This window comes from Sporosarcina sp. FSL K6-1522 (assembly GCF_038622445.1).
In the GTDB taxonomy this organism is placed as follows: Bacteria; Bacillota; Bacilli; order Bacillales_A; family Planococcaceae; genus Sporosarcina.
Map to the genome: position 1 here is coordinate 4,069,613 of NZ_CP152019.1, position 22,169 is coordinate 4,091,781.

16 protein-coding genes are annotated in these 22,169 nt (G+C 44.5%); 4 read left to right on the forward strand and 12 right to left on the reverse strand.

All coding sequences use genetic code 11. The features are described 5' to 3' along the window. Positions 1 to 24 precede the first annotated feature (24 nt). From MKY34_RS20450 to MKY34_RS20490, 9 genes are all read right to left on the reverse strand, one after another. Positions 25 to 1,473: an alpha-amylase family glycosyl hydrolase gene (locus tag MKY34_RS20450; protein ID WP_342512943.1), complete on the reverse strand. Its 1,449-nt coding sequence runs from the start codon at positions 1,471 to 1,473 to the stop codon at positions 25 to 27. A gap of 363 nt (positions 1,474 to 1,836) precedes the next feature. After that, entirely contained in the window at positions 1,837 to 2,211 is a 375-nt protein-coding gene (locus MKY34_RS20455; RefSeq protein ID WP_342512944.1) for a YisL family protein, read from the reverse strand. 67 nt (positions 2,212 to 2,278) lie between these two features. Then, a complete protein-coding gene (locus MKY34_RS20460; RefSeq protein WP_342512945.1) occupies positions 2,279 to 3,178 on the reverse strand; it encodes a fumarylacetoacetate hydrolase family protein in 900 nt (299 codons plus the stop codon). Positions 3,179 to 3,222: 44 nt separating this feature from the next. Continuing rightward, the gene (locus MKY34_RS20465; RefSeq protein ID WP_342512946.1) at positions 3,223 to 4,419 is read right to left on the reverse strand and encodes a DUF418 domain-containing protein; all 1,197 of its coding nucleotides are present in this window, start codon (positions 4,417 to 4,419) and stop codon (positions 3,223 to 3,225) included. Beyond that, entirely contained in the window at positions 4,416 to 8,129 is a 3,714-nt protein-coding gene (gene addA, locus MKY34_RS20470) for a helicase-exonuclease AddAB subunit AddA (protein ID WP_342512947.1), read from the reverse strand. Before addA ends, MKY34_RS20465 begins: the two co-directional genes overlap by 4 nt. Then, positions 8,107 to 11,604 (reverse strand): helicase-exonuclease AddAB subunit AddB, encoded by a 3,498-nt coding sequence (gene addB, locus MKY34_RS20475; RefSeq protein WP_342512948.1) that lies wholly within the window; start codon positions 11,602 to 11,604, stop codon positions 8,107 to 8,109. Before addB ends, addA begins: the two co-directional genes overlap by 23 nt. A gap of 266 nt (positions 11,605 to 11,870) precedes the next feature. Further along, positions 11,871 to 13,151, reverse strand: a complete 1,281-nt coding sequence (locus MKY34_RS20480) for an OFA family MFS transporter (RefSeq protein WP_342512949.1) — start codon at positions 13,149 to 13,151, stop codon at positions 11,871 to 11,873. 302 nt (positions 13,152 to 13,453) lie between these two features. After that, positions 13,454 to 14,260, reverse strand: coding sequence for a formate dehydrogenase accessory sulfurtransferase FdhD (gene fdhD, locus MKY34_RS20485; RefSeq protein ID WP_342512950.1), 807 nt, complete (start codon positions 14,258 to 14,260; stop codon positions 13,454 to 13,456). After that, positions 14,247 to 14,621: a DUF2294 domain-containing protein gene (locus MKY34_RS20490; RefSeq protein WP_342512951.1), complete on the reverse strand. Its 375-nt coding sequence runs from the start codon at positions 14,619 to 14,621 to the stop codon at positions 14,247 to 14,249. The genes fdhD and MKY34_RS20490 overlap by 14 nt, the downstream gene beginning before the upstream one ends. Positions 14,622 to 15,028: 407 nt before the next feature. Between MKY34_RS20490 and fdhF the strand changes: the two genes are divergently transcribed. Next, positions 15,029 to 17,965 (forward strand): formate dehydrogenase subunit alpha, encoded by a 2,937-nt coding sequence (fdhF, locus tag MKY34_RS20495; protein WP_342512952.1) that lies wholly within the window; start codon positions 15,029 to 15,031, stop codon positions 17,963 to 17,965. Positions 17,966 to 17,971: 6 nt separating this feature from the next. Continuing rightward, complete coding sequence (locus tag MKY34_RS20500) at positions 17,972 to 18,454, forward strand: DUF1641 domain-containing protein (RefSeq protein WP_342512953.1); 483 nt, start codon at positions 17,972 to 17,974, stop codon at positions 18,452 to 18,454. Between the two features lie 90 nt (positions 18,455 to 18,544). Here the strand turns inward: MKY34_RS20500 and MKY34_RS20505 are convergent, their stop codons facing one another. Further along, positions 18,545 to 19,168 carry a TVP38/TMEM64 family protein gene (locus tag MKY34_RS20505; RefSeq protein WP_342512954.1) on the reverse strand — a complete coding sequence of 208 codons (624 nt, stop codon included), beginning with the start codon at positions 19,166 to 19,168 and terminating at the stop codon, positions 18,545 to 18,547. Positions 19,169 to 19,308: 140 nt separating this feature from the next. Between MKY34_RS20505 and MKY34_RS20510 the strand changes: the two genes are divergently transcribed. Together MKY34_RS20510 and MKY34_RS20515 are read left to right on the forward strand one after the other, a co-directional pair. Next, entirely contained in the window at positions 19,309 to 20,031 is a 723-nt protein-coding gene (locus tag MKY34_RS20510; RefSeq protein ID WP_342512955.1) for an AzlC family ABC transporter permease, read from the forward strand. Next, positions 20,031 to 20,339: an AzlD domain-containing protein gene (locus MKY34_RS20515; RefSeq protein ID WP_342512956.1), complete on the forward strand. Its 309-nt coding sequence runs from the start codon at positions 20,031 to 20,033 to the stop codon at positions 20,337 to 20,339. The genes MKY34_RS20510 and MKY34_RS20515 overlap by 1 nt, the downstream gene beginning before the upstream one ends. Positions 20,340 to 20,452: 113 nt before the next feature. Here MKY34_RS20515 and MKY34_RS20520 read toward each other — a convergent pair whose 3' ends face one another. Both MKY34_RS20520 and MKY34_RS20525 read right to left on the reverse strand, forming a co-directional pair. Continuing rightward, positions 20,453 to 20,704 (reverse strand): CsbA family protein, encoded by a 252-nt coding sequence (locus tag MKY34_RS20520; RefSeq protein WP_342512957.1) that lies wholly within the window; start codon positions 20,702 to 20,704, stop codon positions 20,453 to 20,455. Positions 20,705 to 20,721: 17 nt separating this feature from the next. Continuing rightward, the gene (locus MKY34_RS20525) at positions 20,722 to 21,891 is read right to left on the reverse strand and encodes a PDZ domain-containing protein (RefSeq protein ID WP_342512958.1); all 1,170 of its coding nucleotides are present in this window, start codon (positions 21,889 to 21,891) and stop codon (positions 20,722 to 20,724) included. Positions 21,892 to 22,169: the final 278 nt, after the last annotated feature.

Sequence of the window (22,169 nt, forward strand, 5' to 3'; positions counted from 1 at the left end):
ATTGCCATTCCTGGAGTTTTTCGATTACTTCGCCGCACGCGCTCGTTTCGCTTGTCGACTTTTTTTGAACATCATGAAGAGGAAGCCAAAGAATAAGACATAAATAAGAATCGATGCGATAAGATACGGTGTATTATATCCCGTATCTTCATCCGCAATATAAATTTCAGCAAGTTCTCGTTCTAATACAACACGGTATACGCCATCTTTCGATTCGCGAATCAAATCATTATCGAGTACGCCACGTAGTTTCTTGTTTTCCCCGATAATTTCTTTCGGAATTTCTACATTGGCTGTTTCTGATGTATTGTTCAACGCAACGATCCATGTTTCCTTATCATTTGAACGTTTATAAACCGTAAAGCCATCTTTATTGTGCAACATTTCGAAGTCTCCATTACGAAGGGCTTCGGATTGATTGCGCAAGCTGTTTAAATTACCGATGTGATCGGCTAGTTCCATATCAGTTTTAAAGTTTGTCATTGGATGACTTTCAGGTGCTTCTTTCCCGTTTACTGCAATTTCCGAAGCATATGGAAGGACAGGGATTCCTGGCAATGTAAATAGGCCTGCCGCTGCTACTTTCCATCTTGTTGGCGGGTACATTCTCGCTTCCACCATTTCATAGGTGAAGCGTGGTCCTGTCAATTCATCAAATTGAATGAGTTCTTTTTTGTTCGGGTTATCAAATAGCGCAAGCGGTGATGTGTCGGCATCTGTTCCGACAAATGACTGCTTCAATGCCGCCATTTTGTCCATGCTTGGCGCTGCATCAAAATCTGCGTCACTCGCTTCATTCGTTAACACGTAAGCATCAGGATGCACTTCTTTAATAGCCGCAATCACTTCATTGATAAACGCTGTGTCGACATGACTAATTTTCGTTAATCGGATACCGTCCAGTTTAGCTGTTTCCATAAAGTTAATAACTGCATTTTTCAATGCTTGTTGCGTGCCTGGATCTGTAGTGTCCCAGTCGATTGTATCATCTGCTGCTGGTGTGAATTTTGCCGTTCCTTCTTGTGCCCAAACGTGATTAGCACTCACACCGCCAAATGGAAAATCTGCGATGATTGCCAGGTCTTGCTTCTGAACTGCCTTATGCATAGCCGCAAAATCTTTATCTGTCCCAAAACGCGGTTCCAACTTCGTATAATCCAGTACTTTACTACCATCGTACGATTCTGTGCTAAAAATAGGCCCTAGTGAAATCATCGTGAAGCCCATTTTTGTAATATGCTCTAATCTCGCAGTGACACCGGCAAAATCACCGCCGTTAAACGCATTGCCATCTTCAACGTCCACGTCAATATCGTTTGTGCCATCCCCGTTGTTGTAACGGTCGACGAGCAAATCATATATACTTTCGTCCTCAATTGTTCGCTCTGCCTGTGCAAAAGCCCCTGTTGGATACAAGGTCGATACAAATACGAGCAAGGTTACAATTAGTCCAAATCCTTTATTTACCTTCACAAAACTGCCTCCTCAAAACGCACTCTTTCGTCATTTTACCAAACCGCTCGACATGCCGCCATCGTTTCAAGCCAAAATGCCGCCGCTTCCCTATTAAATAGGGCGATATTGTGAATATGCGCGCTTCAGACGATGGATTGCGCCCTCATCATACTCTCTCCATCCAAAAAACACCTGCCAGCACATTCGCCAGCAGGTGTTTCCTTCATTCTATTCATCATCTTCAAAATCTGATGTCCGCTTTTTCCTCGAAACAATGAAAACAGAAACCACAAACAGTGCCATGAGTAGCAACGTACATACGAGTAGTATAGGTCCCATACTAGACACCATTCCAATCACTGCTCCTTTGTTTAGAAAGAATTACTTAAACCATGTAATTCCTAGCGGAAGTTTGAAACCTAAGAACATTGTTACGAATAAGAATACGAAAAACAGAACCCAGAACATCGTAACACTCTTATTCTTCTCAGAGCGCACAAGCACCATTTCCATCATACCGATTGTCACTAGACCGAAAAGGAATTTCATGCCGTACAACGCGCCCATACCCAAACTCATCGTTTTCATGAACAACAAGAAGCCTGACACTAAAATCAATACATAAAACAGGCGTGCGATCATATGCGTAATTTTTTTCCCTTTTGTGCCATTCGCCATTACAGCTGCGACAAGGAAAAGAATGATGCCTACAACCCATGAAAAAATGTGGAAATGCGTTGAATCCAAAACTGTCACCTCATTGATTATTATAATTACCGTAATAATCCTATCACATTATACATAGCCAAGGTAGAAATTACCCTTAGACAAATTTATTGACGAGTGTGCCAATACCTTCGATAGACACTTTCACCGTATCGCCCTTTTTCAAAAATGTTGGCGGTGTCATCCCTTTTCCAACCCCAGCAGGCGTACCTGTCAAAATCACATCGCCTGGCTCCAACGTAATAAAACGAGAAATTTCCGCAATCAATTCATCAATTTTAAATATCATCGATGCTGTATTGCTATTCTGCCTGACCTCATCATTAACCTTTGTCACGATGGATAAATCATGCGCATTTGGAATTTCATTTTTCGTCACAATATAAGGCCCCATCGGACAAGAACCGTCTAAGCTTTTGCCAAGGAAAAACTGTCCATGTGCCGTTTGGATATCACGCGCAGTAACATCATTGGCAATGGTATAACCGAATACATAATCGTAGGCAAGCTGTTTCGGGATATTACGCCCTGTCTTGCTAATGACGACAGCAAGCTCCCCTTCATAATCGAGGCTGTCTGTCACGCCTTCATGAATCGGTAAATCCTGTTCGTCCGCAGCGATGGCTGTCGGTGATTTTGTAAAGAGCATCAGCTTTTCAGGTGGCGCATCTGCCCCCATTTCCACTGCATGATCTGCATAGTTTTTGCCTACACATAACACATTTTTAGGCGTTCTTGGAATCGGCGCAAGCCATTCAATTTCTGTAAATTCATATTTAAAACGCTCTGAATTTTCATCTAGACGTGCTTGTTCCGCTAATTTACGCACTTGTTCCACAAAGTCCATTCCTTGGGCAATACCCGCTGTAATTGTTTGTGGGAAATCGGAGATGTCATATGCATCTGCAATGGCTAGCATATCCCATACTGCATCCTCTTTTTTTACTTTTGGTCCGAACAATGTTTGGCCCTCATAGCGGAACGATAACAATTTCATCTTCTACCCCATCCTCTCTGAAATGAATTCCCTAATTGTACTTGTTACGACAAAGGTCGACTCTTTCCCTCTTTATTCGAAAAACTTTTTCCGTAAGTCGCTTTTCGCCAGACCCACTCTAACGGCCCCATGCGGAATTTCGACAACCATAGTTCTGCAAAAATCACTTGGATAGCAAATACCCCAATCGCAATCCATATCCCCGTTGCTAAATCGACTTTTCCATACATTCCAAAACCGTAGGCATAGAAAATCGTTGTCGCAATGACGGACTGCATAATATAGGTGGTCAATGACATCCTACCTGCTTTGGAAATCGGACGGAAGACCGTGCGGATAAACGGAACTTGCCATAACAGCAATAACAATCCCACATACCCCGCTGCCAAGATTGGCCCACCAAATGACGTTTGTAACATCATATCTGCCGTATTCGCCCCATCAATATGTGGCGCAGCTTTCATCCAAATTCCCGCTACAAGCGCAATCACAGTGATCACCGCAATACGGCCTTTCAGTTCGCTAGCACGTTCAAACACTTGCCATTTGGAAAGCCCCGCACCAATCATCATGAGTGGCAAGATGATGATAAAACCACTCGCTGTCGACAGCAGACCGAATGTTAACCATTCAACCAGGCGAAAGCTAAATATTTCACCATAAGTGCCAAGCCCATATGCACCAATCGCTAGCTCAATTTGATGAATGTCTGCATAGCCCTCCATCATCATATTCGGGCTAATCTTTTCAAGTAAATACGTGACAATATAGAAAAATGCGTTCGGCACAATATAGACAATCGCCGCAATCGGGAGGAGCCATTTCTTCGGAATACGAACAAACGCAATCATCACAAAGCCCATCACCGCATAGGTGAACAACACATCACCCGACCAAACGACCAACGCATGGATCAAGCCAAAGCCTAGTAAAACCGTTAAACGACGTACCATAAATGGCGCAAACGCAGTACCGTTTGCTAATGCCTTTTCATATTGCATATTCAAACCATAGCCAAATAACATCGCAAAAATCGGGTAAAAACTTGCCTCTACAAAAATATCAATATTTTTAAATGTTGCTTGGTCACTTGGCGTACTGAACCACGAATACGGATCCATATACAAATAAGGCGAGTGGAAGTGCAGCATATTTGCGACAAAAATACCGAGCAATGCAACTCCTCGCAGCAAATCGAGTACTTCAACCCGATTGCCAAGTGTTGTCGGTGTTCCCTTCAATTCAATTCCCCCTGAATCGTTACAGTCCGCTCTCCATCAAATAGATGCAGGACCATTTCTTTGATTTTAATGTTTACTATTTCTTCGATTGCCTTCTTATACAAATTCAATTGAATACCATAGCGCTTATGCATCTCGGCATCAATTGCTTCATCAGAACCATATCTACCACGAACTTTATCAGTTTTATAATCTAGCAATACCCAACCATCTGCTTCTTCGAATAAACAATCCGCAATCCCTTGCAAGATTTGATAATCGCCATCTGCGCTATCATAAGCATACGTAAACGGCAATTCACGTAGCACTCGCTTCGCCTCTACAAGTCGTTGCGCAATCGAAGTTGTGAAAAATTGAGCAATCGCCTGGATATCCACAGCCTGCGCTTCTTCCTTCGTAATGAGCTGTTTCCCTGTTAGTTCATTAACAAGTTGCGCCACATCCTCGGCGGTATGCGTCTGTTGAATGGCAATATGCTGCATAATGGTATGCATCGCCGTTCCGATCTCCGCGGCAGATAGTGCACGTGATTGCATAAAGGTCGGCCTTGCATGAAGATACGCTTTACTCACTTCGGCATTTTGCTGAACAAATGGATCATCATTCGCTTCCTGCTCCAGCATTGCCAAGCGCTTTAATTCACTAACGGTCTGTTTCGAGCGCTTTGTTACCGATGCTTCAAAAGGATATGTCGCATCAAATCGTCGCGTCACTTCCGCCACGACTTTAGCATCTACTTCCGCGACTTGAGCGCCTTCCATTTCAAGCTCCTTTACAGGATGGGCTTCCCCCACATCCGTGTAAAACGCTGAAACAGGTAACGCATCAAGCTGCCATTTAGAAGCATCCTCGATTAATTGACCACCGGGCATTACCCCGAATTTGTCAAACGCCGCATGTCGCGCAACAGCCGGGCCAATCCAGTCAAGATAGCCGTTTGCACGTGACCGGGTATATTCCGGCAACATCTCCTGCGGCTCAATCAGCTGTGCATCTTGCCATTTGACCATCGCCTTCTCAATATCCTTCACGGATGCAATCATTTCCAAATGCTCTTTCGCACGTGTCATCGCAACGTATAACACGCGCATTTCTTCTGCTCGCATTTCCAGTTCCTTTTTCTCCTTCATCGCAAGGAAAGGTAATGAGGTATACATAATCCGATTGTCGGGATCAATAGCTTTCACTGCCAGCCCAAAATGCTGGTCAAACAAATAAGCTTCATTAAAATCCATCTTATTAAATTTCCTTCCAACTCCAGCCATGAAGACATACGGAAATTCCAACCCTTTCGAGGAATGGATCGTCATAATGCGAACAACATCTTCTTTTTCATTCAGAGAGCGCGCTGTCCCAAGATCATCGCCCCGTTTTCGCATTCGATCGATAAAACGCAAAAAGCGGAATAACCCACGAAACGATGTCTTTTCATAATCAATGGCTCGATCATGCAACGCGCGCAAATTAGCTTGACGCTGCTTGCCATTCGGCATAGCCCCCACCATTTCATAGTAATGCGTATCGGAATAAACTTGCCAAATGAGCTCGGACAACGAACCGCGGCGCGCTAGATTACGCCAGTCTTCAAATCGTTCAAGGAAACGCTGTAATTTGCTCTGTGTCTCAGCCGCCACGCCAGCTCCACCTGTCACGACAAATCGTTTCAAGGCCTCATAAAATGGCTCGTTTTTCGCCGTCAGTCGAATTTGTGCCAGTTCATTTTCCGTCATGCCAACGAATGGTGCACGAAGGACCGATGCTAATGGAATATCCTGATACGGATTATCGACAACACGTAACGTATTCAGCATAATCATCACTTCAAGCGCATCGAAATAGCCATGCGACAATTCCACATAGACTGGAATTCCCGCCAGTTTAAACTCCTCAGCAATTTCACCCGACCAGGTCATCGACCGCATTAAAATGACAATGTCCCGATATTCAAGTGGGCGTCGTTTATCGCTAAAAGCATCCGTCACTTCAGCACCCGAAGCGAGTAAGTCTTGAATCTTTTTCACCATAAAGCGTGCTTCTGCTTGAGAACTCTTTAAACTTTGCCCTGCGAGTTCTGTTGCATCGTCTGCCTCTTCTTCACTTTCCTCTTCCTCATACAACAACGTCAAGCCTGCTGTCACCGCTTTTTCAGGATACTGCGCCCCATACTTCAACGCCGCCGCGTCATCATAATCGATTTCCCCGACACGCGCCCCCATAATCTGTGCAAAAATAAAGTTTGTCGCATCCAGCACTTCTCTCCGACTACGGAAATTGGCATTCAAATCGATTTTCAGACCTTGATTGCCATTTCCCGCCGTAAAACGATTATATTTCCCGAGAAATAACATCGGTTCAGCTAGTCGAAAACGGTAAATCGACTGCTTGACATCGCCCACCATGAATAGATTACCGTCTTCTTCCCCACCTCGTTTCACGAGTTGGATAATCGTTTCTTGCAACATATTCGTGTCCTGGTATTCATCGACAAGTACTTCTGCAAATCGATTGCGATAATCCATAGCAATATCCGAAGGGACTAGCTTGCCATCTTCTTCATACGACAGGATTCGTAGCGCATAATGCTCCAAATCTGAGAAATCCACAATGCCCCGGTCGATTTTCACCTGTTCATAGCGTTTGCCAAACTCAACAACCAGGTCAATTAACGTATACATCGTCGGCGCCATCAGCCGAATCTCTTCAAGCAAACGAGCCGGCGTTCTCGTAAAGTAAGACTCTTTCAACGTGTTGACAATTTTTTTAACCGCATCCCGTAACGCTTTCGCTCGTTTCGCAAGCGCCGGGTCACATGAATCTTTGCGAATCGTTCCCGCTTTTGTCCATTTTAAAGAACCAAAAAATGCATACGTTTCTTCCCATGTGCCTGTCGTCACATAGCGAATTGCCTCATGAATCCACAGTAAATCAGCTTCCGCAGTCGCCGCCAGCGGCTCCGGACCATCTATCATCAGCGCAATCCGTTTCATATCCTCTGTGAGCGCCGCCACTTCCTCTAGCGAATGGCGAATCGTCATCTTCAATGGTTCCATAAATGCCAAGTCATCAATCGACATGACGGGTCCAATATCATATTGCATCGGAATGAGACGCAACCATTGTTCCGGTGATGGATGTACGCGTGAGTAATCATACAAGCGACCAATCAGCGTCTCAATAGACTGATCATTGCGGTCCGATGTGAAACTATCAGCCAGTCGGTACATCGCTTCTGGATCTTCCGCACTATACGCTTCTTCCAACACCGCACCAATCGTATCATCCCGCAACAATGCTGCTTCCGTACTATCTGCTATGCGAAAACCTGGATCGATATCAAGTAAATAGGCATATTGCCGTACGACATTTAAACAGAACGAATGTGAGGTGGAAATCTGTGCTTTATTCAATAAATTTAACTGCCTTCGCAAATGGACAGACTCTGGTTTAGCCGCAATCGCTTCTTCCAATGCCGCAGCCATTCGGTGACGCATTTCAGCCGCCGATGCATTGGTAAACGTAACGACAAGCAATTCATCGACATCGATTGGATTTTTTTCATCCAACACTTTTTCAATCATTCGCGTAATCAGTACCTTCGTCTTGCCTGAGCCCGCCGCTGCGGACACGAGCACGTCTTTTCCTGTTGCCCAAATGGCTTTCCACTGCGCATCTGTAAATGTCAGTCCTTCAGGTTTCACGGGTATGTGCATCTCCGTCGACCTCCTTGCGCATTTTTTCTAGTGATAACTCCGCATCCATTTCATGATAGGGTCTAAATTCAGATGCTGGATCTGTCGGGTCGAATTGGCATACCGATTGGTAGGCACAATACTGACAAGGCATTTTATCGCGCAGCTTGTAAGGGAAGACACGCGTATCACCCGCTAGCATTGCGTCGCCCGCTTTCTGATGGCGCGTTCGAACGTAGGAACGCATCATCTGTAAATCATCCGCCGCCAACACCTTCGATGCTTTCGTAAATGTACCATCCACCTTAAAAGCAGCTGGAACAATCGAAGAAGACTTGCTGATATCCGCATCCATGCCTACGACTACCTCTGGATTTTCCAGTAAATAGCCTTTCATTTTATACGATTTCGCAATTTCCGCCTCAAGAAGTGCCTTCGTCAATTCAGTACCCGTACGGATCATCGGATTATGCACATGCATATACAAAATCCCCGCTGGATCTGCAGACATCCCTAGCCAATCTTCCACATTTTCGAGTGTCACATCGAGATACGTCAACATTTGCAAAGACAAGCCATAATAGACTTCCGTCAAATCAAGGCTGCGTGCCGATGATTTGTAATCGACCACACGTACATAGTTCTTGCCATTAATTTCAGTCGCATCTACGCGGTCAATACGGCCACGCAGCTTCATCGTATCGCCACGGCGTAATGGAATTTCCAATGGTGGCAATTCCTCGCCTGGCCCGAATCCGGCTTCAATAGCCACAGGTTTAAATACCGTCGATTTCGCCTGCGTGCTAAGTGAATAAATGGTCCGTTGAATAATCTGCATTAGCTTGCGCTGAATATATAGATAGCGGCTCGTTGAGAGCAAAATGCGATTGAAGAAATAAGGAGAGATATCTTCTACCGCCGCTCTTGCCAATTTCCAGCACTCTTCTCGCGACAATTCCGCCCATGATTTACCAAGGCGCATTGTTTCATCAGACACCCATTTCAGCGCGGCATGAAACAAATCTCCAATGGCAGGTGCTTCAAGTGTAAATTCTGTCCGCTCGCGCAAACCAAGCCCATACGATGCATAATGCTGGAACGGGCAGCTATAGTATGATTCAACGCGCGAAACACTCGAAATAAACGACTCACCGTATAATCCGGTCGTCAATTCTGGACGCAATCGCTCCGTCCCTTTGCCTGCCTGCATCGGTCGAAGAATATGATGATAAACCGATGACCAATAAGAACTCGATTCATAATAGGCCATTACCGCCCGCCACTCCTGCTCTAACACACCAGAATGCTCGGCTTCTTTCAACTTCATCGACACAAACGGCAATGCTGAACGCGGATGGCTAATATATTCGAATTGATCGGCTTCTATCGGCAATTCCGATGGATCTGTCACCGCTATTTTCGTCACCGTCCCCGATAACAGCTGTTGAATCCGTGCAATATAAAGTGACGGAATAAGCGCTTTTCCTTCTTCATCCGCAATCGGATACGAGATAAAAAGCTGATCATGAGGTGCTGTAAATGCCCGATACGCCAAGTACGTTTCATCCATTAATTTCAACTTAGACGTAGCCGCGAGTTCAAAGCCCACTTCCGCAAACCACTCCCGATCGGCGTCTGATAAAATTCCTTCATTATCAATACGTTTCGGCATCACCCCTTCACTGACACCTAATACGAACACCGCATCGATGTCCATTAGCCCTGAAACTTCCACGTTCGCCACCGTTACTTGATCAAGCGAAGGTGGGATACGCGCAAATTCGAGCGAATCGAAACCTTCATCCAAAATGCGTGCTGCTTCTGCGGAAGCCATTTCTTTATCGCCAAACATTAAGACAAATTGGTCAAGGACATTAATCCAACCGTTCCAAGCTTGCTCATGCTCCGTCGCTCCTAACAAGCGACCTGCACGCTCTTCTTCCGCACGTAAATCAATAATTTTGTCAAACACCTGCAACTGCTCGATGAATAAAAACAGTGCTTCGGCTACATCTCGTCCTTTTTTCGAACGTTTTACACTCGCTTCCAATGCCGCAAGCGGTTCCCGAATGATGTCACGCACAAGATGCAAGTCTTTTTCAAGCGCCAATTCTTCGTCTGTTTGAACATCTGTATACAACTCAAGGCCACGATACTTCTTCACTCGCCAACGACTGTCATCAAACCAACGCTTGCCGTAAATACCGTGTGCGAGCACATAGTTTTCCAAGCGATCCGCGCGGTCACGCCATTGCAATTTGTTTTCACGATGCGGGAAAAACAAATCCGTCTTCACCGCACGAAAGACCGATTCGTACGACCATCCTGACAAAATCGCCTCTAAAATCGAACGCGAAAATTCAATGAGCGGATGATGCAACATTGTTTTTTTCTGACTGACAAATACAGGAATATCATAGTGTGGAAAAATCGTTTCGATTAATTCATCATATTTCTCGGGCTGTCTATACAAGATTGCCATGTCTTTATAACGCTTGCCCGCAATCATCAATTCTCGAATCTGCCGTGCAACCGCATGAATTTCTGCACGTCGATCTGCCGCTTCAATCAGCACAACATTTCCTGTCGACGCTTTCTGTTGTGCCGGATAATAGTCGAATTCTGTTTCGAGGTGCCGAAGGTCTGCATTTTGAAAACGGCGCACTTCCGACAAATGAACGGCTTCTTCGACCTCAATCGACTCCACATGCGCCAGCTCACGCAATTTATGCGATGTTCGTACAGGGTTGAAAAACAACTCGTGATCCGCATTGTTTGCGTGCATACCTTCCATCGGCAACACCACAGTTACCCGACGCGCATACTTCATCAACTGCGTAATAATTTCATATTCCCTCGTCGTAAAGTTTTCGAAACCATCCAGGTAAATATCTGCCTCTTGTAACAGCTCCGAATGTTGAATTTGCGCAGCAAGAAGTGCAAGATGCCCTTCACTGTCAACAAATTCTGTGCCGAGTCGCTCTTCAATTTTCGTCAGCAACAGTGACAAATCACTCGTTTTGTCCAGCAACGTCCGCGGTGCATTCGCCACGGCTAACTCTTCGTGGAGATTGCGCATCGTTTCATGATCCAAGCAATAACGGCTAAACTCCTTCATCAAGTCGCCAATTTGCTCTGTAAATCCACGTTTCCCTGCCGCTTGGCGGAATAGCTTAAACGCATCCTGATTATCCTCCAACACACTTCGGACAAGCATTCTATAACCAAAGCCGTCCACTTCCATGCGTGCAATGCCGCCCGTTTCTTGTAACACACGCCAAGCAAGTCGTTTAAACGTCAACACTTGTGCACGAATGATACCTTTTAAGCCAAAATTGACGGACAAGCTATGCTCCATCGAAAACGACATCTGATCGGGAACAATCACGATAACGGGTGCCCCCATCGGATCACGCTGCAACTCTTCCGCAATCTCCCGTTCGATAAACGTCGTTTTCCCAGTACCAGATCTGCCCGTTATGAAGCGCAGTGACATATCTTTTCCTCCCTTTCTATATAAAATTTTAGCCACAGTCTAAGGGTTTTATAGTTTCCTATATAGATTGAACGCATGATTTTCATCTACTATTTAGCAAAGGTGCCTTACAAGCGGTCGCCAAGCTTTGTTAGTGGCATTCTTTTGTTCAATTTATATAGACAAAAAAATCCTGTCACCCTTTCTTTCTATTGTAACGAAAGTTAGAGGTGACAGGAACTATTTGAACGATCTATTGTTTATTTTTTAAATCTATACAGCCTTTGTCATTCGCTAACAACTTCTTGCAACGGACGCGACAATACTTTCTCATTTTGTGCTTCGATTTTTCGAATATCAATGCGGATTAAAATTGATATGATAAGCGCTACAACGAATAATCCTGCAAAAAACAACAAGCTGCTTTCATAACTACCCGTCGTGTCCTTCATCCATGCCGCGAACATCGGACCCGCAAGCCCAGCAGCTGACCAAGCCGTTAAAATATAACCGTGAATAGCGCCAAGCTGTCTTGTCCCAAAAATGTCGGCAATATACGCAGGGATGGACGAGAATCCACCGCCATAACATGTATAAATAATGGCCAATGTCACTTGGAAGAGCAATGCGTTCGTTGTAAACGGTAACAAAGCAAACAGTGCGATTTGGATGACAAAGAACGCCGTATAAGTATTTGGTCGACCAATATAATCGGAAATCGTTGCCCATCCGAGTCTACCTGCACCGTTAAAGATACCAAGAACCCCTACGAGTGCTGCGGCTTGTACAGTTGTCATCCCAATACTATCAATTGCTAAAGGCTTAGCCGCCGATAAAATCGCGATTCCGCACGTAACATTGATAAATAGCATGAGCCATAAATAGTAAAAACGTTTCGTTTTCACAGCCTCGTTCGCCGTCAATTGTGCCAAGTCACGTTTCTGTTCAACCTTTCCAGATTTGGCCTTGTCAACAAAGCCTGCTGGCGCCCAACCTTCTTCCGGTTTTTCAAGATATAAAGAGGATAAAATCATAATTAAAAAATAAGATGCCCCTAAAATATAAAATGTATTTTGCAAGCCAACTGACGTAATCAATACTTCCATAATCGGACTACTGATTGCTGCCGCAAAACCGAAGCCCATAATCGCAAGACCTGTCGCCAAGCCACGGCGATCAGGAAACCATTTAACCAGTGTTGAAACAGGTGCAATATAGCCCACACCGAGTCCAATTCCACCGAGTACTCCATAAAATACATACAGCAATGGTAACGAGGAAGCGCTTACAGCAAATCCAGCCCCCATGACACCCACACCAAAACAAACCGCCGCTAAGATCCCCGCCTTCCTAGGACCATGCTTTTCTACAAAATGCCCCATAAATGCAGCTGATAACCCCAAAAACAAAATAGCGATACTAAATGTCAGTTGTACTTGACTCGCTGACCAACCAAACTGCTCAATCAATGGATTCGTAAAGTTACTCCATGCATAAACCGATCCAATGGAAATATGAATACCTACTGCCGATGCTGCGATAAGCCACCTGTTCTTCGTCTTCTTCAATTCTTCTCCCCCTTTGTGAAAATATAAAGCAAGACCCCATTCATTTCCCATCATTTCGAAGTAATTTTTTACATAAAAAAGACCTAAAGGAATTACCTCTCATAAAAAGTAGTTTTTGTGAAATTTCACACAAGTGTCACATTAGCACCTTTTTTTCGGTTTGTCACGCTCAATTTTTACTAAATTGACAGAAGTCCCCCACTCCTGCCAATTCAATAAATGGCTGTATTCCGGAAGCAACGGGCATCAGGTAAAGATCCTTCGCAACATTTTCGCCCACATCTCAAACACAACGATATACTTCAGACGTTCGGTATGTCATTCACTATAATTCGTTCTGGATGCGTATAGACATTAAAATTTTGCTGACGAATAAATCCAACAGTTGTAATCCCTAATTCCTCTGCTAGAGTCAATGCCAACTCCGTAGGTGCTGACTTCGAAAGCACAATTTCGCAGCCGATTTTAGCCACTTTCAATAAAATTTCCGATGATATCCGGCCACTAAAAACAAGCACCTTATCCCGAACCGGAATCTGATGCTTCAAGCAATGTCCATAGATTTTATCGAGCGCATTATGTCGTCCAATATCCATTCGCGACAGCACAAAACCATTTGCATCACACAAGGCCGCATTATGAACCCCGCCCGTTTCACGGAACATCTTCGCTGACTGATCCATCTGCCCCATCAAGTAAAAACACTGTTCCGGCGTCAATGTGACATTCGTCGTGGTCATAGTCTTTGCGGTCAAGGCGTCATTCGCAAACACAAATCCTTGCCGACTCATCCCGCAGCATGACGTAATATAACGCTTATTCAATAATTTTTCGTAAAAGGGATAAATTTTTTCTGCTTTAATATGCACAATCCCCGCTTCCTCCTGCACCCAAATCTCTTGAATATCCTCATACTTTGGAATAATGCCTTCAGACGCTAAAAAACCGACAGCCATGTCCTCCATGTATTCAGGAGAACAAACGATTGTCGCAAACTCTCGATCATTAATTTTGATGGTAACGGGATGTTCAGTAACTACTGAATCTTCTTGTTCCGAAAACCGTCCAGCAGTATACCGTAAAATCGTCCGCTTCTTACTTAGTTCCATCCGCCTTCCCTCCCTTGAGCTCTATCGTGCGATCAAATAGAAACACAGAAACAGCAATGTCCTCTTCTAGTTTAAAATCCGAAAACAGATGCAGAAATTTCGCTTCGACGAGCTCTTCCATTCCTTCCGGGGGTGCTTGCTGATAGACATTTTGAATCATGCGTGTCCTTGCCGCATGAACCATCTCTTTTCCTTCTGGCGTGCCTGCAATAAATACTTCCGTTGGTGTCAAGTTGCCGTAAAGCGTGGAAATAATCATATTGTCAACAACTACCGTATGAATGCGCTCAGGTCCTTTTCCAAAAAGCTCCTTGCGCAGTTTTCGAATCATATCGTTAAAATCATGAATTTTTTTTGCCATTCGTACCCTTCCTCTCTCATAAAACTGAAAAATGGTGGATTCATAGAAGTTCATTGTTAATTCGCCTGGAATCAACTATAATATTATACACAGATGGTGGCGTAGTATGAACTGCTAGGGCATTATCAAATTGTAATCGAAAAATTGGACTGGTAATTTAACATGCTCTGTTAGAAGACTATTCCACTATGAAAGTGCACTTGTCAAGCTAGGTGTATTCTTTTCATGGTGGTTTTTTTTATTTTACTAGCACGGAGTTTGAACTCCATGCTAGTAAAATAAAGCCTCCGGCGGATGTCACAGATTTTCAGGGGAGCTTTTCGAGCTCACTCGAAAAAATCTGGACGCAATTACGCCAAGGCATAATTGATTTATTAAATTTTCACATTAACTAAGGAGGCGCTACTATGCAAATCAAGATTAACGGTGCCAATTTTGATTTTGAAGAAGGCAAAACACTGATTGAAGTTATCAATCACTATCAATTTTCTCATCCTCAAATTTGTCACCTACCAGAGGTCGACCCGATTGAAACATGTGATACATGCATCGTCGAAGTCGATGGCCAACTAATGCGAGCTTGTTCAACAAAAGCTGTTTCAGGGATGGACGTCCAACTCGCATCCACACGTGCAAAAGAAGCACAAACAGAAGCAATGGATCGAATTCTTGAAAACCACCTGCTGTATTGTACCGTATGCGACAACAACAATGGGAACTGTAAAATCCACAACACAGTGGACCTGATGGAAGTCGAGCACCAAAAGTATCCATACGAACCGAAATGTGAAACGAACAGCGTTGACTTTACTCACCCGTTCTATCGCTATGATCCAAACCAATGTATCGCTTGTGGACAATGCGTAGAGGTTTGTCAAAACTTGCAAGTAAACGAAACGCTATCGCTCGATTGGGAACGCGATCGCCCTATTGTCTTATGGGACGGCGGAGCGAAAATTAACGACTCTTCTTGTGTTGGCTGTGGACAATGTGTCACGGCATGTCCATGTAACGCGCTGATGGAGAAATCCATGCTTGGCGAAGCAGGATTCATGACAGGCATGAAAGAAGACCTTCTGGACCCAATGATTGACCTTGTCAAAGAAGTAGAACCAGGCTATAGCGGCATTTTGGCGATTTCTGATGCTGAAGCTGCAATGCGTGATACACGTACGAAGAAAACGAAGACGGTTTGTACATTCTGTGGTGTTGGCTGTTCGTTCGAAGTATGGACAAAAGACCGTAAAATTCTTAAAGTCCAACCAGTTTCGGATGCACCTGTTAATGCCATTTCAACATGTATTAAAGGAAAATTCGGTTGGGATTTCGTCAACAGTAAAGAGCGACTTACAACACCGCTTATTCGTAAAAACGGTGAGTTCGTTGAAGCCTCATGGGATGAAGCACTCGACCTTGTTGCTGAAAAACTTGGCGGCTTGAAAACAACTTATGGTAAAGATGCAGTTGGTTTCATTTCTTCTTCGAAAATTACAAACGAAGAAAACTATGTCATTCAAAAACTAGCACGCCAAGTATTCGAAACAAATAACGTCGATAACTGTTCACGTTATTGCCAATCTCCTGCAACAGACGGTCTTTTCCGTACAGTTGGAATGGGTGGAGACGCCGGTACAATTAAAGATATCGCTCAAGCAGGACTTGTGATTATCGTAGGTGCAAACCCAGCAGAAGGACATCCGGTTCTTGCTACTCGCGTCAAACGTGCGCATAAGCTGCACGGCCAAAAATTGATTGTTTCGGACTTGCGTAAAAACGAGATGGCTGAGCGTTCAGATATCTTCTTGAGCCCGCAACAAGGTACAGACCAAGTATGGCTAATGGCTGTCACAAAATACATTATCGATAACGGCTGGCATGACCAGGCATTTATCGACGAAAACGTACATTACTTCGAGGACTACAAAGAAGTTCTTGAAAAATATACACTCGATTATGCATCAAAAATTTGTAACCTATCTAAAGAAGCGCTAATCCAAACGGCTGAAATGATTCGTGATGCAGACGGTACATGCATTCTTTGGGGTATGGGTGTTACACAAAACACAGGTGGATCTGATACGTCTGCAGCGATTTCAAACTTGTTGCTTGCAACCGGAAACTATCGTCGTCCAGGTGCAGGTGCTTATCCACTTCGCGGTCATAACAACGTACAAGGTGCTTGTGATATGGGGACTCTTCCAGCTTGGTTACCAGGTTATCAGCATATTACAGACGATGTAGCTCGTGAGAAATTTGCGAAAGCATATGGTGTAGAAATCAGTGGAAAACCAGGTCTCGACAACATTCACATGCTTAAATCGGTAGATGAGGGCGTTATGAAAGGGATGTACGTTGTCGGAGAAGATATGGCACTCGTTGACTCGAATGCGAACTATGTGCACGATGTATTATCGAAACTCGATTTCCTTGTCGTTCAAGATATCTTCCTTTCACGTACAGCACAATATGCGGATGTTATTTTACCAGCAGTTCCATCTCTTGAAAAAGAAGGTACATTTACAAACACTGAGCGTCGTGTTCAACGTTTATATCAAGCACTTCCTGAAACAGGCAAAGCAAAAGCAGACTGGTGGATTATCCAACAAGTTGCAAATCGCTTAGGTCAAAACTGGAACTACAGCTATCCTGGTGATATCTTCGAAGAAATGGCAAGCCTATCGCCACTCTTCGGCCAGGCGAATTACAATGTCATTGAAGGCTGGAATACCTTCCTTTGGGGGAACTTCGACGGTTCAAGTACGCCATTACTCTATGTAGATGGCTTCAACTTCCCAGATAAGAAAGCTCGTTTCGCATTATCTGACTGGGTCGAACCAACAAAATTCCCTGAGGAATACGACCTTCACATTAACAATGGTCGTTTGCTTGAGCATTTCCATGAAGGAAACATGACAAACAAATCTGACGGGATCCAAACGAAAGTACCGGGTATTTTCGTTGAAATATCTCCACAACTTGCTAAAGAGCGTGAAGTGACAACTGGTTCACTCGTTCGATTAGTTTCACCATATGGTGCACTAAAATTGCCGGCACTTGTTACAGATCGCGTAAAAGCAAACGAACTATTCTTGCCGATGAACTCTGTTGACAAAGATTCTGCGATTAACTTCTTAACAGGCCCAGCTCTTGATCAACGGACAAATACGCCTGCTTATAAACAAACAATGGTACGTATGGAAGTACTGCGTAAAGGCGGCGAAAACCCGCTACCTGCAGCAAATCCTCGTAACAAAAAACGTCACCCACAAAATGGCGTTGAAGTCGAACGGAAATGGGCACGCCCAGGCTATGTACATTTAACTGATAATGGGAAGGACAGGTGATCGTCGATGGCTATACCTATTACTTCTATCGCAAAGAAAGAATTGACACCAGAAGAAACGAAGCAAGCAAAACTTGCCGAGTTACAATCATTGATTGCTGAACAAGACCAAGCATTCAATAAAATACTTGAAATTACAGGTGACCTAGATGATGCAGGAATCTTCGATGCGCTCAAAGCGATGGTTAAAGCAAAAGAAGATCTTGCAAAAATCGCGGTTGGGCAAGTATCCCGAGAACCTGTCACCAACATCATTAACCATGTATTAAGCGCCTCTAGCGTTATGGCAGCAATTGACCCTGCCGTCACAGAAAAACTTGCTTCAAGCGTTAAAGCCGGACTCGATGAAGCCGAACTTTACAGAGGCAACGGACAAAAAGTTGGCGTATTCCAACTGATGACTGCATTAAACGATCCAGACATTAACCGAGCTGCAAAATTTGGACTCGACTTTCTAAAAGGTATGGGTAAAGAATTAGATAAGGATTAATAGAAAATCGGAGCTCCGTTAACGGGGGCTCCGATTTTCTTATTCTATATAAATTGAACGAAATAATCATAAGTTCAACCTATATATCAATTAGTGTTCTTCTTGGTGCTTGGCAAACGACCGGAAATCCGCTTCGACCTTCGCATTCAAACGCTTTTCAAACGCCTTCCCTACAATCCATAATAAGAATATGATCACAACAACGATTGCCGTCCGTATTGGGTTTGTCAGCAATGCCTTAATGTCATAGCCGATAAAGCTAATGGTAAAAATCATCACCAATTTCCCCGCCATTAACGTAACGAGATAATAGGTTTTCTTCATATGAGACAGTCCCGCAACGAGGTTGACGAGAGCTGAAGGCGTAAATGGAAAACAGATGAGCAAAAACAACGGACCAAACCCATTGCGATCCACCCATTGAATCAATTGCTGCACACGCTTCTTTTTCGTCAAAAATTGCAGGAATCGATTACGCCCATACTTACGAATGAGTAAAAACACCACATACGAGCCAACAACAGTCCCCGCCCATGACAGGAGAAATCCATACCATAAACCATAAGCACCCGCATTGGCAAAGACGAAGATAAAGAGAGGAAGAAACGGTAAAAACGATTCGATAAACGGTAGAAGCAAACCAATGAACGGCCCAAGTGCTCGATACTGTTGGGCAAATGCTATAATTTTATCTACATCTAACCATTCACTCATCTGCAATCCCCCCAATAAAAAACTTATTTCTACATGATTAAGTATGAATTCCTGTTACTTTGAATTTTCTCTACTACTATACCCATTAAAGCACGTAACTATAGTATAATCACATAAATAGCAAAGAAAGATGTGACAAAATGGAGAAAAACCAATTTTCAGCTGGTTTAAAAGCCGGCACGAGTATTGCCATCGGATATTTCCCCGTCGCCCTCACATTCGGGCTCCTCGCAAAAACCGCTGGTCTATCCATCATCGAAGCGACTGCGATGAGTATATTCGTCTACGCCGGTGCAGCACAATACATGTCGCTGAGCCTGATTACATACGGTGTCGATCCCCTATTAATCGTCATGAATACATTTGTTGTCAACATCCGTCACTTCCTTATGACGGCTTCACTCAGTGAAAAGATGCAGCCAGCAAAAAAATGGGTTAAAGCCGTTTATGCTTTCGGTATTACAGACGAATCCTTTTCGGTACTGGCAACGAGTAAAAAAGGCAAAATCCCGACAGCCTTCGCATTTGGTGTCGCACTTATCGCCTATAGTAGTTGGGTTGTCTTTACGGCTGTCGGGCATGTCATTGGTGCAAATTTACCGCTCTTTTTACAAGCGGCTATGTCTATCGCACTTTATGCGATGTTCATCGGACTGCTCGTTCCGTCCATGAAAGGCAATCGTAAAGTCGTCGTTTTAGCCGGAATAGCGGCGGCTATCCATTGCTTACTCTACTTCATCGGCTTATCGACAGGTTGGTCCATTCTAATTGCTACACTTGTAGCTTCAATCGCAGTCGAAATCGTTTATGTCAAACGAGGGAAAAACATCGAGTCCCTCTATGGCAACAAGGAGGAATCGTAATGGGAGCTACTTATTGGTGGTTACTGTTCGGCATGGCGATTGTTACCTATCTTCCACGAATGGTGCCGCTCACTTTTTTAGATGGCAAACAACTACCGCCCATCGTATCAGGCGTATTGAGCAACATTCCTTATGCTGTACTTGGCGCGCTGATCTTTCCCGCCATCTTTTTTGTCCAAGAAGGCAATCTATTATTCGGCGTCATTGGTGCTGGCACCGCATTTCTCATTGCCTTTTTAGGCGGCGGTGTCATGCCTGTTGTTCTCGGCACCATTGGTGTGCTGGCTGTTTATAGTTTATTTATGTAAGGGACATTTTAAACGCACACAACCTTTAAGGCTGTATGCGTTTTTGATTCCATCCAAAACCGGATCGACAGCCACAATAAAACCGCTCCCCCAAAGAGAAGCGGTCAGACCCGTTATTCACTTTTTGTATGTCGGCTTGCCCGCTTTACCATGCGTGTTGCGTACCAGAAGCCGACTGTCAACGATAATGCATCCGCTACATATAAACTCCAATTATGCGTATAACCTGCATAGACGGATGCCGCGATAAGTGCTAGCGTCAAAATCAGCCCAACAATATGACTAAAGGTGACACGGGTAAAAAATACGACGAGTAGCCCCGGCAACAAAAAGGCTAGTATCAATTTCGTTGCAAGTAAATCCATCGTTCAACACTCCTTCTTCATCGGACGACGAGCAAGCCCAGTCGGTGATGATCATGCCGGTAGAGAACCTGTTGCATAAGCCGCACTTCCCCATCGCGGTCAATGACTTGCAAGCGGCAATGTGCAGCATTAATTTGAATTGCATCATATAGCTCTTTTTCGTTATTCACTTGCAAGCCGTTCACGGAGCGAATACACTCCCCTGGTACAAGCCCCATCTTCTCCCCTGGCGAATCTGGTAAAACGCCTGCAATGACAACCCCCGCCGGACTAGGTGCAACTGCATAATTCCCTATCCGTTCGCGGACCGAAACCGTAATGGATATAGCCATCCTGCACACAACACCAATCGCAAGCGCCGCCCAGCCCAATATCGGCATCCATAACGCAGCGAGCCCCACGACGACAACCGCACAGCCTGTCCAACTAATCGCACGGCCCATTTTAGGGTAAAGTGCATCCGGATACGTCGAACGTGCCACTTGTGAAAAACCAATGATGATTGGCAATGGTACCAAGCTAAACGCATGTGCTCCCAGTGTAAATTGTGGCCAATATGGTGCATAGACAGCAATCATATCTCCCGGCACAAGAAACACAACCGGTAGCAACCAAAGCCTTTTAGCCTGAAAAACCGTAGCCCGGAGCCCCCGATTCGTCTGCATCAAGTACGGTGACGCATAACGAGCTGTATGACGGCGAATGAGCAAACCTTCCACAACGAGTAAGCCCCCTGCAATGACCGGAATCGTAACCGCAAGTTCCCCGAACAAATCTACCTGTGCAGGTGTCCAACCACGAACCGTGAAATCTCCAGCATATTTCCCCATCATATAAAGTGCTACAAACCCAACCGCAGCAAAATAAATCGGCGATGCCACTTTATAATAAAACGTAACGAGTGCAATCAGTGTAGCAACCGTAAACAACACAAGCCAGCCTGCATCCACAACCAATCCGACCCCTGAAATGAGTACGGATAGAACTAACGCATATAGCCATGACTCCGCCAACAAACGCTTCAGCTCCGTTAGCCCTGGCGACAAGCGGACCCTAAAACTCCTTCGCTCACGCTTCACACGAAAATAGCCCAAAGCAATCGCTGCCAATATTGAAACAACAACTATAGGGTTTAGAAAAAATAGCCCAATCATCTGTAATAGATCCATTAGTATTTTATCCGACACAACCCACACCACCCATTTCCCACAACAAGATTACTATTCATTGTAACAAATTAAGTCCTCGCTATGTGAATCATGCGTAAATTTTCATAGAATGGGAGTAAATGATGAGTGATGGTGGCAGTTCCTCCCGACCATGACACGGCCTTGCGCTGTTACACAGGATTTTCGCGCGCTTCGTACACGGCCTTCCGCGGTTACACAGGATTTTTGCGCGCTTCGTACACGGCTTTGCGCGGTTACACAGGATTTTTGCGCGCTTCGTACACGGCCTTGCGCGG